17 protein-coding genes are annotated in these 16,811 nt (G+C 38.8%); 4 read left to right on the top strand and 13 right to left on the bottom strand.

Translation table 11 applies throughout. The annotated features are described in order from the left end of the window. Nucleotides 1-32: 32 nt before the first annotated feature. From H4K35_RS13235 to H4K35_RS13215, 5 genes are all read right to left on the bottom strand, one after another. On the bottom strand, nucleotides 33-641 hold the full coding sequence (locus H4K35_RS13235) for an outer membrane beta-barrel protein (protein WP_182628437.1): 609 nt from the start codon (nucleotides 639-641) through the stop codon (nucleotides 33-35). Between the two features lie 75 nt (nucleotides 642-716). Next, nucleotides 717-1,697 carry a polyprenyl synthetase family protein gene (locus tag H4K35_RS13230; protein WP_182628436.1) on the bottom strand — a complete coding sequence of 327 codons (981 nt, stop codon included), beginning with the start codon at nucleotides 1,695-1,697 and terminating at the stop codon, nucleotides 717-719. 95 nt (nucleotides 1,698-1,792) lie between these two features. Continuing rightward, nucleotides 1,793-2,833, bottom strand: coding sequence for a 23S rRNA (adenine(2503)-C(2))-methyltransferase RlmN (gene rlmN, locus H4K35_RS13225; RefSeq protein ID WP_182628435.1), 1,041 nt, complete (start codon nucleotides 2,831-2,833; stop codon nucleotides 1,793-1,795). A gap of 403 nt (nucleotides 2,834-3,236) precedes the next feature. Further along, nucleotides 3,237-3,977, bottom strand: coding sequence for an SDR family NAD(P)-dependent oxidoreductase (locus tag H4K35_RS13220; RefSeq protein ID WP_182628434.1), 741 nt, complete (start codon nucleotides 3,975-3,977; stop codon nucleotides 3,237-3,239). 157 nt (nucleotides 3,978-4,134) lie between these two features. Then, complete coding sequence (locus H4K35_RS13215) at nucleotides 4,135-5,736, bottom strand: fumarate hydratase (protein WP_182628433.1); 1,602 nt, start codon at nucleotides 5,734-5,736, stop codon at nucleotides 4,135-4,137. A 193-nt stretch (nucleotides 5,737-5,929) separates the two neighbouring features. Between H4K35_RS13215 and H4K35_RS13210 the strand changes: the two genes are divergently transcribed. Both H4K35_RS13210 and H4K35_RS13205 read left to right on the top strand, forming a co-directional pair. Next, complete coding sequence (locus tag H4K35_RS13210) at nucleotides 5,930-6,790, top strand: alpha/beta hydrolase (RefSeq protein ID WP_182628432.1); 861 nt, start codon at nucleotides 5,930-5,932, stop codon at nucleotides 6,788-6,790. A gap of 129 nt (nucleotides 6,791-6,919) precedes the next feature. Continuing rightward, a complete protein-coding gene (locus tag H4K35_RS13205) occupies nucleotides 6,920-7,711 on the top strand; it encodes a hypothetical protein (RefSeq protein ID WP_182628431.1) in 792 nt (263 codons plus the stop codon). Between the two features lie 77 nt (nucleotides 7,712-7,788). Here H4K35_RS13205 and H4K35_RS13200 read toward each other — a convergent pair whose 3' ends face one another. The 8 genes from H4K35_RS13200 to hemA all read right to left on the bottom strand — a co-directional run bounded on the left by H4K35_RS13200 (nucleotide 7,789) and on the right by hemA (nucleotide 14,687). Next, nucleotides 7,789-8,202, bottom strand: a complete 414-nt coding sequence (locus H4K35_RS13200) for a c-type cytochrome (RefSeq protein ID WP_182628430.1) — start codon at nucleotides 8,200-8,202, stop codon at nucleotides 7,789-7,791. 185 nt (nucleotides 8,203-8,387) lie between these two features. Then, a complete protein-coding gene (gene hemB, locus H4K35_RS13195; RefSeq protein WP_182628429.1) occupies nucleotides 8,388-9,380 on the bottom strand; it encodes a porphobilinogen synthase in 993 nt (330 codons plus the stop codon). 17 nt (nucleotides 9,381-9,397) lie between these two features. Further along, the gene (hemF, locus tag H4K35_RS13190) at nucleotides 9,398-10,318 is read right to left on the bottom strand and encodes an oxygen-dependent coproporphyrinogen oxidase (protein ID WP_182628428.1); all 921 of its coding nucleotides are present in this window, start codon (nucleotides 10,316-10,318) and stop codon (nucleotides 9,398-9,400) included. A 35-nt stretch (nucleotides 10,319-10,353) separates the two neighbouring features. Beyond that, on the bottom strand, nucleotides 10,354-10,713 hold the full coding sequence (locus H4K35_RS13185) for a hypothetical protein (protein WP_182628427.1): 360 nt from the start codon (nucleotides 10,711-10,713) through the stop codon (nucleotides 10,354-10,356). Nucleotides 10,714-10,776: 63 nt separating this feature from the next. Beyond that, nucleotides 10,777-11,805, bottom strand: a complete 1,029-nt coding sequence (gene hemE / locus H4K35_RS13180; RefSeq protein ID WP_182628426.1) for a uroporphyrinogen decarboxylase — start codon at nucleotides 11,803-11,805, stop codon at nucleotides 10,777-10,779. A gap of 36 nt (nucleotides 11,806-11,841) precedes the next feature. Further along, complete coding sequence (locus tag H4K35_RS13175) at nucleotides 11,842-12,498, bottom strand: uroporphyrinogen-III synthase (RefSeq protein ID WP_182628425.1); 657 nt, start codon at nucleotides 12,496-12,498, stop codon at nucleotides 11,842-11,844. A 4-nt stretch (nucleotides 12,499-12,502) separates the two neighbouring features. Continuing rightward, entirely contained in the window at nucleotides 12,503-13,435 is a 933-nt protein-coding gene (hemC, locus tag H4K35_RS13170) for a hydroxymethylbilane synthase (protein WP_182628424.1), read from the bottom strand. Then, a complete protein-coding gene (gene hemA / locus H4K35_RS13165) occupies nucleotides 13,428-14,687 on the bottom strand; it encodes a glutamyl-tRNA reductase (RefSeq protein ID WP_182628423.1) in 1,260 nt (419 codons plus the stop codon). The genes hemC and hemA overlap by 8 nt, the downstream gene beginning before the upstream one ends. A 227-nt stretch (nucleotides 14,688-14,914) precedes the next feature. Here hemA and H4K35_RS13160 point away from each other — a divergent pair, with 227 nt between their 5' ends. Beyond that, on the top strand, nucleotides 14,915-15,790 hold the full coding sequence (locus tag H4K35_RS13160; protein ID WP_182628422.1) for an AraC family transcriptional regulator: 876 nt from the start codon (nucleotides 14,915-14,917) through the stop codon (nucleotides 15,788-15,790). Beyond that, nucleotides 15,790-16,809 carry a ferrochelatase gene (hemH, locus tag H4K35_RS13155; protein WP_182628421.1) on the top strand — a complete coding sequence of 340 codons (1,020 nt, stop codon included), beginning with the start codon at nucleotides 15,790-15,792 and terminating at the stop codon, nucleotides 16,807-16,809. Before H4K35_RS13160 ends, hemH begins: the two co-directional genes overlap by 1 nt. The last annotated feature ends 2 nt before the right edge of the window (nucleotides 16,810-16,811 follow it).

Here is a 16,811-nt window from a genome sequence, read left to right as displayed (position 1 = left end):
CTTTCTGTACAATTTAAAAAAGTTAGTTATCCTTAAAATCGATAACCAACACCAATAAAATACATCGTTGATTTGGTTACTTTTTGTGTATTAATTTTCGACAAATCGGACATAGCTTGTAGCCCTGCCTTTATCTCAACATTTTTATACATCATGTAAGATACGCCCATTCTTGCCATAAATCCAAAATTCCAACCCACATTTTTTTCTTTCCAAGTTAAATCTGTTGTTTTTTCTTGTGATTTATATAGATGTCCAGCGTATCCTCCAACATCTAGCTGTAGACTCAATTTTGTCTCATCTCCTTTTTTATAGAGAGGATAACTTGAGGTCAATCCAAAGGGAATAAGGAGATATTCATTCTTTAAATAGGTCGATTGACCCTCAAAGATACGGTTAGTTGTTAAAGAATAGGTTCCTAAACCTGCGTATACGCCAAACCCATCCCATTTTACGTCGAACTCTACGTTTACTCCATCTCGAATAAAACTATTTTGATCGACTTCTGCGCGCTGTTGTAAGACAGCATTTCCACTAAACACATAAGCAGATACGCCAAATTCAGGTTTAATTTTTTCTTTTTCTTGTGCCAATCCCCAAGTTGCTGAGGCCAAACACATACAGATTACCATTCGTTTCATCCCTATTTTTTTTTGGTTTGTTACGAATAAGACGCTAACAACTAAAAAAGGTTGGGACAAAAAAGAAAATATACGTTATTTTTTACGTTCAATCACGTAATTGACCATTTTAACCAAAGCTTCTTTATAAGGAGAAGATGGAAATTCTGCCACCAATTGTAAAGCTTCTTCTTGATAGGTAATCATTTTTTGTGTTGCATAGGTCAATCCACCGGCCTCTTTGACATACTCGATCACCTCTTTGACTCTGCGCTTGTCTTCATTGTGATTTTTTACGGAGTTAATTAGCCATTTGCGTTTTTCTTTGGTAGCGGTATTGAGGGCATATATTAGAGGCAAAGTCATTTTTTGTTCTTTAATATCGATACCCGTTGGTTTACCAATTGGTCCATCTGTATAATCAAATAAGTCATCTTTGATTTGGAAGGCCATACCAATTACCTCACCAAATTTTCGCATTCTTTCGATGAGTACAGCATCATCTGGTTGCACCGACGCAGCGCCTAAAGCACAACAAGCAGCGATGAGTGTTGCTGTTTTTTGGCGAATAATTTCGTAATAAATTTCTTCAGTAATATCTAAACGACGGGCTTTCTCGATTTGCAGCAGTTCTCCTTCACTCATTTCGCGTACAGCTACCGAAATGATGCGCAACAAGTCGAAATCTCCATTATCGATAGAGAGCAATAGTCCTTTGGACAGGAGATAGTCTCCCACTAAAACAGCAATTTTATTTTTCCACAAGGCGTTTAATGAAAAGAAACCGCGGCGTTTATTACTGTCATCCACAACATCGTCATGTACCAATGTCGCGGTATGAATCAGTTCAATCACAGAAGCCCCTCTATAGGTACGCTCATTTGCTCCCCCTTCATGCACCATTTTTGCGACTAAAAAAACAAACATCGGTCGCATTTGTTTTCCTTTTCGGTTGACAATGTAGTAGGTGATTCTGTTTAATAAAGCAACTTTCGTTGCCATAGATTTATGGAACTTCTTTTCAAAGAGATCCATTTCAACCTTAATCGGTTCCTGTATTTGCTGTACAATATTCATTATAAACAAATTTATGACTTTTTATGTCATACTATACCATTCAAACAAATATCTGTTCTATAAAAAGAGTAGAATCATCTTTTTAGTATGCATTTTTACGATTTATTCGCTAATTGTCCACAAGCTGCATCGATATCTTTTCCACGGCTTCGTCTTACTACTACGGTAATATCATTGCTTTCCAAGGCTTTAATATAATTATTTATCGCCTGTGGGTCAGCTTGTTGAAACTCACCATCGTCTATAGGATTATATTCAATTAGATTGACTTTACTCGGCATTTGCTTACAAAATTTAACCAACGCATCAATCGAAGCTTTGTCGTCATTGATTCCCTTCCACACCACATATTCGAAGGTAATTCTACTTTTTGTTTTGCTGTACCAGTACTGCAACGCATCACGTAGGTCAGTAAGTGGAAAACTTTTGGAGAATGGCATAATACGATTACGCGTTTCTTCAATTGCCGAGTGTAGAGAAACGGCTAATTTAAATTTCACCTGATCATCGGCTAGCTTTCGAATCATTTTAGGAATACCTGAAGTGGAAACGGTAATGCGCTTTGGTGACATGCCCAATCCTTCCTCTGAGGTGATTTTGTCTATAGCTGCCTGAACGTTGTTGTAGTTCATCAGAGGTTCTCCCATACCCATGAATACGATATTAGAAAGCGGACGCCCGTGGTTTTGACGGCTTTGTTGATCAATGGTCAACACTTGATCGTATATTTCATCAGGATTTAGGTTACGCATGCGTTTTAATCGTGCAGTTGCACAAAATTCACAGTCCAAACTACAGCCCACTTGAGAAGATACACAAGCCGTCGTTCTCGTATCTGTTGGGATCAAAACGGATTCCACGATCAATCCATCGTGTAATTTTACTCCATTTTTGATGGTTCCATCAGAACTAATTTGCATATTATCCACGCGGATGTGATTAATCACAAAGTGATCTTCCAACATTTGACGAGTCGTTTTAGAGAGATTACTCATATCCTCAAAGGAATGGGCTCCTTTACTCCACAACCACTCGTACACCTGATTACCTCTAAATGGTTTATCTCCTTGAGAAACAAAAAAATCTCTCAATTGTTCTTTCGATAAACTACGTATGTCTTTTTTCTCTACTTGCATGCTGCAAATTTACTTTTTTTACTTGAATAATTAACCGTCAAATTTAGTTAACAAAAAGAGTCTTGAGAACAGCGTATTTATTCTTTGCTTTATCGTATTCGATTCCATACTATTGCTCGAATACTCAACAGGGAGTAAGCGAGCGAATACAAAGAAAAACACGAGTTAAGTAGGTGTCTTATTTACATTTTGTTTGTGTTTTCTTTGTGGTACGTCCATTATGAGTCCATAGTGAGTCCATAGTGTCTCTATTAAAAGAGCGATTTCTAATAGACATACTATAGAGGCAGCATAGATGAATCATGGTCTTACCTATACCGTGTATAGACTAAAGCCCTAAAGACAAACCCTTCAGTGCCTATAGAAAAGAGGCTATCTCGATGGAGATAGCCTCTTTTTTTATTTATTTTGCTAGATATCCTCCTTCAATAGGATAATATCCTCCTGTTGCAAAAGACGCTTTATCTGAAGCCAACCACAGGATGAGTTCGGCAACTTCTTCTGATGTTCCCAGACGCTGCATGGCGTGTTGGGATTCTAAGAAATGCTTCACTTGAGGGTCCATACTCGACAATAACGGTGTTTCAATAAATCCTGGTCCAACAGCATTGATGCGAATGTTTTGTGTACCATAATCCCAGGCTGCTGTTTTTGTTAATCCGACTACCCCGTGTTTTGCCGCTACATAAGCGGGAGATCCTGCAAAACCAACTTGTCCTAAAATAGATGCAATGTTGATAATGCTCCCTCCTCCATTGTTTAACATGGCTGGAATTTGATAACGCATTCCGTAAAATACCCCATCAAGGTTAATGGAGATCACTTTTTGCCATTCTTCTATCTCGTATTCACCTGTTGCTGCTGTTGCTCCGCCAATTCCTGCATTGTTTACTGCAATATCCAAACGCCCAAATTTTTCAAGCGTTTCTTTGACAAGTGCTTCATTGTCTGCAGGTGAGGAGGCATTGGATTTTACAAAATGGGTTTGAGTTCCCAAATTTTTCGCTAATTGCGTACCTAAATCTACGTTCAAGTCTGCAATAACTACTTTAGCTCCTTCTTTAACGAAGAGTTCAACAACTGCTTTTCCAATTCCTGAAGCCCCTCCTGTAACAATAGCAACTTTGTTTTCTAACATTTTCATATTTTATCTCTTTTAGTTCGCATTAAGTTACGAATTAAAAAAGGAACAAAAAGTTTCCAACTTTTTTATTAACAGACATTTAATGCTAGAAGGACCAAAAAAAAACTGCCTTACCGAAGTAAGACAGCTTTTTCATCGTATTGAGTTCTTGTCTATTTTACAAATTTTGAAAGAAATCATTTCCTTTATCGTCTGTGATAATAAAGGCAGGGAAATCTTTTACCACGATTTTGCGTACCGCTTCCATTCCTAATTCTGGGAAATCGACTACCTCAACGCTCAAGATATTTTCTTTTGCAAGGATAGCGGCTGGTCCACCAATAGACCCTAAATAGAATCCACCGTGTTTTTTACATGCATCGGTTACCGCTTGAGAACGGTTTCCTTTTGCCAACATAATCATACTTCCACCTACGGCTTGGAACGGATCTACGTATGGATCCATACGACCTGCTGTCGTTGGACCGAAACTTCCAGAAGGCATTCCTTCAGGTGTTTTTGCTGGTCCTGCATAGTAGATTGGATGATTTTTAAAGTATTCTGGCATTTCTTGACCGTTGTCTAACATCTCTTGAATCTTTGCATGTGCAATATCTCGGGCTACAATTACGGTACCGTTTAACATAACACGTGTTTTGATTGGGTGTTTGGTCAATTCAGCCAATTGTTCTTTCATTGGTTTATCTAAGTCAATAACTACAGGCTCTTCTAAATGAGGAGCTACAGCAGGTAATAAACGTGCAGGGTTTTCCTCTAATTGCTCAATAAACAATCCTTCTGCTGTAATTTTTGCTTTGATGTTACGGTCAGCCGAACACGACACCCCTAATCCAACTGGACAAGAAGCGGCGTGACGCGGTAAACGGATTACTCGAACGTCATGTGTGAAATATTTTCCTCCGAATTGAGCTCCAATATGAGATTCTTGACAAATCAATTGTAATTTCTTTTCCCACTCTATATCGCGGAAGGCTTGACCTCCCATATTTCCAGAAGTAGGTAAGTTATCATAGTAGCCCGCAGACGCTTTTTTCACTGCGGCAAGATTGGCTTCTGCAGAAGTACCACCAATCACTAAAGCTAAGTGATAAGGAGGACAAGCAGCAGTACCTAAATCCATGATTTTATCCTTGATAAATTCAGTCAAATTCTTGTCATTCAACAAAGATTTTGTCTTTTGATATAAGAACGTCTTATTTGCAGAACCTCCTCCTTTTGCCAAAAACAAAAATTCATATTTTTGACCCTGTGTCGCATAAATATCAATTTGAGCAGGTAGATTTGATCCTGAGTTTTTCTCCTCAAACATACTGATAGGAACAATTTGAGAATATCTCAAATTCTTCTTTTGGTAGGTATTAAAGATTCCTTTGGACAAACTCTCAGCATCATTTGCTCCTGTAAATACGTTTTCTCCTTTTTTAGCTACGACGATTGCCGTACCTGTATCCTGACAAGAAGGCAATTGTCCTTCAACTGCCACTACAGCATTTTGCAATAAATTATAGGCTACAAATCGATCGTTATCCGTCGCTTCTGGATCGTCCAAGATCGCTTTTAAGCTTTCTAAGTGAGCCGTTCTCAACATAAAGGAAACATCAGTCATCGCTGCTTCAGATAAAACTTCTAAAGCCTTTGGATCTACTACTAAGATTTCGCGATCGCCTAATTTCTCAACTTTTACAAAATCAGCAGAAATTTTTTTATACTTCGTATCGTCTTTTTGAATTGGATACGGATCTTGATATATAAAGTCCATTGGATTATTCGTTTATTTTCGTCCGCTAAAATTACGAAATATACCAATGAGAAAACCGTAGAACGTTTCTAAATAACTCCCTGTTTATCGGGCTTTGAAACCAATACTCTGTGTTAATCTCCTTCTTTTTTTACCTGGTCTTCGTCAGTATCCTCCCATTTTCTGTACTTTTGGTTTTATTAAATAAAAACCTATGACCATTTTAAACAAAATTGTATCCCTTGCTTTGGGTGTATTCGCTCTCCTATTCTTTGGACAAACCCAAGCACAAAACATATCAGTTGGAGAATCTATCTCACTGACCTCAACCATCTTAAACGAGAATAGAACAATAAACATCTATCTACCTCCCTATTATCAACCTAATGATACAGTAAAATATCCCGTGGTGTACATTTTAGACGGTGGTGTAGAAGAAGATTTTATTCACCTAGCGGGATTGTTCCGCGTTAATTCACAACCGTGGGTTGATCGCTTTCCAGAAGCGATTGTTGTGGGAATTGAAAACACCAACCGCAGAAGGGACTTTACTTTTGCTGTACCGAACATTGACTTTTTAGACAACCTCCAGTATAGCAAGGATTTTTTTCCTCAATATGGCGGTGCTGAACCTTATGCGGCTTTCTTAGAAGGGGAATTGATTCCCTATATTGACCAACACTATAACACCACTAGTGAACGCACCGTTGTTGGTGAATCTTTAGCAGGATTAATGTCTTCTTACCTCTTAATCAAACACCCGCATGTATTTACTAATTATCTAATTGTAAGTCCAAGCTTTTGGTGGGGAGAAGAAAAGTTGTTAGACGAAACAACAGTATGCTTATTGAATAAGATCAAACACCCAGTCCATGTGTATGTGGGTCTTCCGAGCAAAGAAGAAGATGAAATGATGTATGAAGTGGGAACTCGTTTCTATTCGTTCCTTCAACAAAACCCTATGATTCACGCGACGTTTGATTATATGCCAGACGAAGTACATGCTACTGTATTACATCAAGCAACACTCAATGCGATAAAAAAAGGATTTCACAAAACCAAAACCGCACAATAAAGCGTTCACTATTGAACAGTATTGTACAAAACAAAAAAGTAAGCATCTGCAAAACAGCAGATTAAATATAAGATAAACCATGGTATGCCAATTGGATTATACAGCGTTAATGTATAATCCAATCCAACCATGAAAAAAACACTACTTTTATTTCTCTTAGGTACAACCCTCGCTATCGGTCAATCAAAGAAAGACAACTACATCAAAGAACACTTCCCTTTATTACTAGAAAACTTATCTTCCGAAGATTTACAGGCTTTCAAAAGCACCATGAAGATGTCGTCTAAGAACAAGCTCAAATACGTTGACTCCGACTTACTTCGAAAAGGCAGTGGGGATCAATTTGGTGTGTACTACCAAATTTTTTCTTTTGATCGAACTGGTGTTCGCAATCGCGTCACCATCATCGATGAGGAAAATAGAGAGATTGTTATAGAGGAAGATGGAACCATCTCTTTTGACAATACCCTACCCCTAAGCCAAATCGACTCGGCAGCGGCTTCAACTACTCAATCTACCTTTACTACTTTTGAGGGAAAGACCTATGATTTAGCAGATTTATTAACAAGAGATGGTGTATTTCTCATTACTTCCACGACTTGCGGTCCTTGTATGTTGGCTTATGGTGACCTCAACCAATTGGCTAATGATCCTGCCTATCAAAGTATACCTTTTACCGCTTTATTTATCAATTCAGCAGCTAACCTCAAAACCTATACGGAAGGAACTGTATACAAAAACTTTGGACTGTTAGAGTCTCCATGGGAGTTGTTTACTTCAGCGGATCTAATTTCCCACTTGATTCCCAATTACAATGTAAAATCAAAAACGGTTCCTTATATCCTGATCAAAAAGAACAATAAGGTGGTATATTCGTCGAATCGAGGCATTAAAATCGACCAAATTAAAAAGAACTTATAACAACAAAAAAGCTTGAGTGACGAATCAACACTCAAGCTTTTTATTTTAGATGACATTAACTTGTAAATTAGGATGAATTACATGCTGCGCATATAGGCTTCCAAAGCCTCTAATTCAGTATCACTCATTTTTTTGGTGATTTCTAAATTGGCTTGCATAATAATAAACTGAGCCGGATCAACGATAGCTTCTTCTTGTCCTTTTAAGAACGAGATCAGACTGACATCGTGTTTATCGTAAATTTGAACAATTTCTCTAATACTCGGTCCGATGACTTTTTTATCAGCTAAGTGACAAGAAGCACAGGTTCCTTTTCCTTCGAATATTTTCTTTCCAAGTGCATTTTTTTCTGCTTGGGTCATTTCGGTTGCTCCACCGCGTTCTGATTCATAGACTGCTTCAGGCATAGCTTGTTTTTCTTCTTTTTTTCCACAGGAAAATACAAGGAGGGCAACTAAAAAAGGAATTGTTTTAATGAGTGTATTGCGCATAGTGTTGTTTATTTTTTTGTTGTATCAAATGTACAAAAACAATTTGGGTCCACTCTTTCACAAATCACTCCTTTTCATGTAAAAAAACGACATAGCAGGCTGCAATAGTCGCTACTGATGCGCTGTATTGCCTTGTATAAGTAGGCGAAAACAAAAAAGCTCAGCGTTAGGCTGAGCTTTATGTATTATTTGTTCAGCAAGATTGCTGCTTCTTTTGCAAAATAGGTTGAGATGATACTCGCCCCTGCGCGTTTTATGCAGGTCAATTGCTCCATCATCACTAAATCGTGATCCAACCAGCCTTTTTCAGCTGCAGCTTTGACCATCGCATACTCACCAGATACATGATACACAGAAACGGGTACGTTGACCGCGTCTTTTACCTCTCTTACGATATCAAGATAGGCAATTCCTGGTTTTACCATGACAATATCCGCTCCTTCTTCTACATCATACAGTGCCTCTTTGATGGCTTCTAAACGGTTGGCATAATCCATCTGATAGGTTTTTTTATCCGTTGGTATTTTGACATCCGCTCTTGGTGCACTGTCCAAAGCATCTCTAAAAGGGCCGTAAAAAGCGGAAGCATACTTAGCTGAATAGCTCATAATGCCCACATCTGTATAACCTGATTGATCTAAGGCTTCACGCATGCGCAACACACGACCATCCATCATATCACTAGGAGCAACGAAATCAGCACCAGCCTCCGCATGAGATACGCTCATACGCGTCAAGGCATCTACCGTTGCATCATTGATTACTTTTCCATTTTCAATAATACCATCATGCCCATAAATCGAATAAGGATCTAAAGCCACATCGGGCATGACAATCATTTCTGGACAAGCGTCTTTAATAGCTTTAATAGCTGTTTGCATCAATCCATTGGCGTTCCAAGCCTCCGTTCCTGCATTGTCTTTTAGGTGATCACTTACCTTTACGTAGATATTCACTGCGCGAATACCCAAAGCGTATAGTTGTTTAACCTCTTTAACGGTTAAATCAACAGATCGCCTATAAATTCCTGGCATGGATAAAATAGGTTCTTCAACATTTATTCCCTCTGCAATAAACATGGGAAACATAAAATCTTGTGGAGTCACAATCGTCTCTCTTACGAGACTGCGAATAGACTCACTTGTTCTTAATCTTCTACCTCTTTGTAATGGAAACATACTATTTTATTTAGGGTTTACGGTGTACAATTTACGGTTAACCAATCGGTTGGATGAGCTAATACGTCTAACAGCTTAGCTTCATCACTTTCTGCTTCGGGTTGATAATCATACACCCATTGTACGTGGGGTGGCAAACTCATCAAGATGGATTCGATACGTCCATTTGTTTTCAAACCGAACAAGGTTCCTTTATCGTGTACCAAATTAAATTCCACATAACGTCCTCTTCTGATTTCTTGCCAAGTGCGCTGTTCTGCGGTATACGCAAGGTTTTTTCGTCTTTCTACAATAGGGACATAGGCTTCCAAGAAGCTATCGCCAACTGAAGTAACAAAATCATACCATTGTTGGGACGATTTTTCTGTTGTTTCTTCTAATCGATCAAAGAACAATCCACCAATACCACGAGCTTCATTGCGGTGTGCATTCCAGAAGTATGCATCGCATTGCTTTTTATACTGTGGATAAAAAGCAAGATCGTGCTGATCACAAGCGGTTTTACAGATTTGATGAAAATGAATAGCATCTTCTTCAAACAAATAGTAGGGCGTTAAATCTTGTCCTCCACCAAACCAGGAACGCACGACATTACCTTGTTTGTCGTACATTTCAAAATAGCGCCAATTCGCGTGTACCGTCGGCACCATTGGATTTTTGGGATGGATAACCAAACTCAATCCACAAGCATAAAAATCAACATCACCTACGTTGAAATACTGCTGCATTGATTTGGGTAATGCTCCGTGAACGGCAGAAATATTAACGCCTCCTTTTTCAAAAACACGTCCATTTTCAATTACTCTTGTTCTTCCTCCTCCTCCTTCGGGGCGTTCCCAAAGGTCTTGTTGAAATTTAGCTTCCCCATCGACTTCTTCTAACCGAGCGGTAATTTGATCTTGGAGTTGCTGTATATAGTGATAAAACTGTTCTTTCATATGTTGTATAAGCCCAATGACTTAGTTACTTTCAGTTAAAGTTGTCCTATTTTTGCCATAATCTCAAAGGAAAAAGCCTTACTTTCATTTTGAATAAAAGAATAGAGGCTTTTGGCTTTTGCTTTAAATCGCTCTTCTTTTTTAGCCCATTGTGCCATTACATCGGCAAACTGTTCCATGCGATCCCAGCCAAAATTAAACTGCAGCAATTGTTGATTCAAGGCAGTAGCCTCCATCTCTAGCAAAATCGAAAAAGTCAAACCTATTTTTGCTAATTCTGCGTCAATTTCTTCTTTTACTTTTAGATCATCGGGAACAAATCCAATGGACGAAAGCTTCACAACAATCGACTCGATTCTTCTATCTTCTTCGCTTTTTACTCCTTTATTCAGCATAAATTTGGGTATAAAAGGCAAAAAAGTTTACGCTGTATCCGTAAACCTTTTTGCGTAATTCTTTTATTTTTGTTCGTATTCTTTTACTGCTTCGATAAAAGCTTTGGCGTGATCCACAGGAATATGCGGTAAAATACCATGTCCTAGGTTCACGATATACTTGTCTTTTCCGAAAGCATCAATCATTTCGTGCACCATTTTTTTGATGGTTGGAATCGGTGACATCAATCGACTTGGGTCAAAATTTCCTTGTAGGGTAATGTCGCCACCTGTAAATAAACGCGCATTTTTAGGGCTACAGGTCCAATCTACCCCTAAAGCAGAGGCTTTAGACTGTGCCATTTCAGGCAAGGCAAACCAACACCCTTTTCCAAACACAATAACAGGTGTAATTTCGGCTAAGGCCTCAACGATTTGATTGATGTATTTCCACGAGAACTCTTGGTAATCTACTGGCGATAACATCCCCCCCCAAGAATCAAAAATTTGCACGGCATTTACCCCTGCTTTTACTTTTTCTTTTAAGTATAAGATCGTAGTATCCGTGATTTTTTGAAGTAAGGTATGTGCAGCAACTGGATCGGAGAAACAGAAGCCTTTGGCTAAATCAAAGCTCTTTGATCCTTTTCCTTCAACGGCATAACAGAAGATCGTCCATGGGGAACCAGCAAACCCGATAAGGGGCACCTCATCATTCAACATTTCTTTGGTCACTTTAATAGCATCCATCACATAGCCGAGTGTTTCCTCTATATTAGGAACGATCACTTGTTCGACATCCTTGGCAGATCGAATGGGATTAGGCACCCATGGCCCTACACCAGGTCTCATTTCCACATCGATATTCATCGCCTGCGGTACAACTAAAATATCAGAAAATAGAATAGCGGCATCTGGTTTTACAATACGAATCGGTTGTACCGTAATTTCAGCTGCAATTTCAGGCATTCTACAACGGGTAAAAAAATCGTATTTATCTCGTAAAGCACGGAATTCGGGTAGGTATCTACCTGCTTGACGCATCATCCAAACGGGTGGTCTTTCCACCGTTTCTCCTTTTAAAGCTCTTAAGAATAAATCATTTTTAATCATTTCTAAACCATTTAAGTACGTCAATTTTAGCTGACACTATTTATAATATGCTAAACAAGCAAGTAGGGTAGCTTCGATGGTCGGTTGACTTGCTACGACTATTTGCTGTGTAATTCCGTTGAGTGCATCTGCTGTTGTATCGCCTATACAAAAGCAAACTTCAGTTGTGATTTGATTGTTTTGCAAAAAACTTTCAATTGCCGATGGGCTGTAAAAACAGATGCCATCGACTTTGTTTTGAAGTGCATGGGGTTGTTTCACGGTTTGATACGCCTCATACTCATCAAAAACGAGGTTGTGTTTTTTAAAAAAGGTTGGCAGTGTTTCGCGTCGGATATTTCCACAGCAAAAAGAAAAACTACAGTTAAAGAAATCGCGTTCAATTACTGCGGTTAACTCTTTGGCATAATGGGTCCATGCTTTCACTTCCCAGCCGTGTTCTTCTAAAAGCGCTTTTGTTTTTACCCCAACACAAATAGCTGGTCTTGTCTTTAACCGCTGTGCATGGGGGTTATTCAATACGCTTTTAACGGCATTTTGACTGGTAAACACCACCAGATCACGAACGGTATCTACGGTGAACTCTTGCGGCTGTATCGCGATAAAGTCCTTTTCCATCCATCGGACAACAGATGTGTTGAGGAGTTGACGATGCGCATCGCTCAAGATTCGCGTTGATAAAACCGTTGGCATATTGTTATCGTTTTAATTCTTGACGTAATTTTTCCATCAACGCTTGTCCTCCATCAGCCAATAATTCTTGTGCTGCATAGAAGCCTAATTTTTTCCACTCTTGGATGGGTACTGTCTTTTTAATTTCGAATTTTTCTTTTCCGTCCAAAGACAGTAGCACGCCTGTAAAGTCGATATTTTCTTCTTTTTGATTATAGGTAGCAATTGCTCCGATTGGCGCCGTGCATCCTCCTTCTAAAGTGCGCAAGAACTGACGCTCAATATGTGTCGTCATCTCTGCCTCATAATCGTTTAATTGACGTAAAGCGTCTAAGGCGAAAGAGTCTTCAGCCATAGCCACAACCACCATTGCTCCTTGTGCAGGCGCAGGAATCATCCAATCTAAATTGACAAATCCCTTTGGTTTTTTCTTGATGCGATCAAGACCTGCTGAGGCAAAAATCGCTCCACTCCAATCGGCATTGTCCGCCAATTTTTGCATTCTAGTATTGACATTTCCTCTTAAATCCACTAGGTTATGTTTGGGAAATCGGTTGAGCCATTGGGCTTTTCTTCTCAAACTTCCCGTTGCAACGATAGCTGTTTTATCAGGGTCTAAAAAGGAGGTATCTCCTTTGTGCAATAAAATATCAACCGTATTCGCTCTTGGCAATACTGCTGCCTGTACAATGCCTTGTGGTAAAGCGGTTGGTACATCTTTCATGGAGTGAACAGCAATATCAACTTTTTTGTTGATCATGGCTACATCCAACGTTTTGGTAAAAATACCCGTGATTCCCATTTCATATAAAGGCTTGTCTAAAACCAAATCCCCTTCGGATTTCACTGGAACCAATTCCGTTTTATATCCTAAAGCTTGTAAAGCCTTCTCCACTGTTGTTGCTTGCCACATTGCAAGCTCGCTATCGCGTGTACCGATACGAATAACTCTATCCATTTTGTCTACTATCTAATTGAAAAACTTTTTCTATCCATTCAATGCTCTCATCTACAACGGTTTCCTCATGTCGTAGGTGATTGGCAAAGTGGGTGGTGATCTTCTGAATAATACGCATTGTCAGTACTTCAGCTTGTTCACTATCAAAGTTCTCATATTTTTTTCGATGGTAGTCTATTTCTCCATCTTTTATTTGCTCTAAACGTGTTTTTAAGGCGTGAATTGTCGGCGCGAATTTTCTCATTTTTGTCCAAGCGACAAATTCCGACATCACTTCATCAATAATTTCTTCCGCTTGCGGAATAAATTCTTTGCGTCTTTCGATCGTCTTATCCGTCATTTTAGACAGGTCATCCATGTGAATCAATTCTACCATAGGATGATTAGCCACAGCGGGATCTACATTTTTGGGTATTGACAAATCCAAAATCGTCAAGGGTTTATCCAATTGCAACATGGGCAAGTCTATGGTTGGCTGTTGAGCGCCTGTAGCCACCACCAAAACATCGGCTTTGCAGACCTCTGTTTGGAGATTGGCGTAATCTTTTACAAGTAGATTAAACTTACCCGCAACCTCTACTGCGCGTTCTTTAGTTCTATTAATTAGAACAATATGATCGTTATGGGTGTGTTTGACCAGGTTCTCACAGGTGTTTCGTCCAATTTTCCCTGTTCCAAATAACAAAATATTTTTAGCAGAAATATCTGCTACCTGATCCATAATGTATTGAACGGCAGCAAAAGACACTGAAGTAGCCCCTGAGCTTAATTCTGTTTCATTTTTAATGCGTTTGCTAGCTTGAATCACCGCATTGACCAAGCGTTCGAAGTAATTGGTCGTCAGTCCTTGCTGTTTTGCTAGAATAAAACCATTTTTAATTTGGCTAATAATTTCAAAATCACCGAGAATTTGGCTATCCAATCCCGTTCCTACTCGAAATAAGTGACGTATTGCTTCGTTGTTTTTACACACATAAGCAACGCGTTGAAAATCGTCAACAGTACCCTTACTATTATCGCATAACAATTTAATAAGTTCAAAAGGATGTTGAGCAAACCCGTAAATCTCCGTTCGATTACACGTAGAAATTACCAGTAAACTATCAATCCCTTCTTCTTTCGCTTGACGTAATAGATTTTCTTTGGCCGTCTCACTCAAACTAAACTTTCCCCTCATCTCGGCATCCGCTTTTTTATAGCTTAACCCTACTGCATAAAAAGTAGTTGATTTGACCTTATCTATTTTTTCCATACCCATTTCAATTTCAAAAGTAAGCAAATTTAACGCTAATGATTCGATAAAAGTAACGCTAGAAGGACTATTAATAACGCTGAAAGAAAAAGAAAAACAATTAGCAATATTTCATTATAATACAGTACATTTGCAGAAATAGCAAGGGTTACGAACGGCTTTATATAGAATCATTCTAAATAAAAAATACAACTTTTCGTTTTCTTGCATTTCAAAAAAATAACGCTATGAGTCCCATAGAAGAAATTAATATCGATCCGGAATTTTCTGTCTTTAAACTAGACAACAACAGTCCGCACCCCTTAAGTTTTCACAAGGAAATCGGCACGGATATCATCCAATTTTATTTTTGTTTAAGAGGATCAGGTCAGTTTATTTACAATCAAGGAGCCTATACATTAGAGTTGCCAGAGGAGAAATCCTTACTTTTATACAATCCTCAAAAACAACTTCCCATTCACCTTGAGATAAAGAGTCAATCGGCCATTATATGCCTGATGATTCCCATCAAAAAATTTCACTCCCTCTTTTCATCTGAGGCGGAGTTTATTGGTTTTTTGACAGAGGAGAACAAGGAAAAAAAATATTATACAGAAGAAAAGATCACCCCGGCCATTGCGATTGTTCTGACGCAAATGCTCAATGCATCAATGCATCCATCGGTAAAAAACTTATTTTACAAAGGAAAGACCTACGAATTATTAAGCCTTGTATTTAACTATAATGAGGAGCAAAACATCGATAATTGTCCTTTCCTATCCGACGAAGAGGATGTGATTAAGATCAAAAAAGCCAAAGACATTATGATTCAGCAAATGACGGAACCACCGACATTGCAAGAATTAGCTGACCTTATTGGTTTAAACATCAAAAAATTAAAGATTGGGTTCAAACAAATTTACGGCGATTCTGTTTTTAGCTTTCTATTTGATTACAAAATGGATTACGCGCGCAAATTGTTAGACGAAGGCAATTACAATGTAAATGAGGTGGGATTAAAGATTGGCTACAGCTCAGCGAGTCACTTTATTTCAGCATTTAAAAAGAAATACGGCATCACGCCGAAAAAATATTTAATGTCAATTAATTCAAACAATCAATAATGAAAGGGATATTACTTGTCAATTTAGGATCGCCGAAATCTCCAACCCCTGAGGATGTCAAGCCTTATTTGGATGAATTTTTAATGGACAAAAGAGTCATTGATATGCCCTATTTACTCAGAGCGTTCTTGGTAAAGGGAATCATTTTAAACACGAGACCAAAAAAATCGGCTGAAGCGTATCAAAAAGTATGGTGGCCTGAAGGATCGCCATTAATCGTCATATCGCAACGCCAACAAAAAAAACTACAACAAAAAATCGACTTGCCCATTGCACTAGCGATGCGCTATGGAGAGCCATCGATTAAAACGGGCCTACAAGAGCTGAAAGACAAAGGAGTAACGGATGTTTTTATGATTCCGCTTTATCCCCAATTTGCCATGGCTACAACTGAAACGATTGAGGTTTTGGCGGAGGAATTGCGCAAGAAGCACTTCCCACAAATGAAAATAACCAGTATGCCTGCTTTTTACAACAAACAGGAATATGTTGATGCCTTGGCTGCGTCGATTCAAACGCATCTAGAACAAAATGAATGGGACCACCTGCTCTTTTCCTATCACGGCGTACCTGAACGACATATATACAAATCAGACCGAACCAAGTCGCATTGTAAGATCGACGGTTCTTGTTGTAACACCCCTTCTGTCGCACACCAGCACTGCTACAGACATCAATGCTTAGAAACGACAAAACAGGTAGTTGAAAAATTAAATATACCAGAAGGAAAGTACACCAATACGTTTCAATCGCGTCTAGGCCCAGATAAATGGCTACAACCTCCAACGGATAAAACCGTAAATCAACTTGCGGAAAATGGCGTAAAACACTTAGCTGTGGTTACCCCTGCCTTCGTTGCAGATTGTTTGGAAACGTTGGAAGAAATTGGAATGGAAGCACACGATGAGTTCTTACACCACGGAGGAACTTCCTTCAAAACCATTCCGTGCCTCAACGACAGCGACGCTTTTATTGATGCCTTAGCGTCTTGGATAACAACATGGCAACAAACTAATTAATA

The organism is Myroides sp. NP-2, from assembly GCF_014145665.1.
In the GTDB taxonomy this organism is placed as follows: Bacteria; Bacteroidota; Bacteroidia; order Flavobacteriales; family Flavobacteriaceae; genus Flavobacterium.
This window is presented reverse-complemented; position numbering and strand designations above follow the sequence as displayed.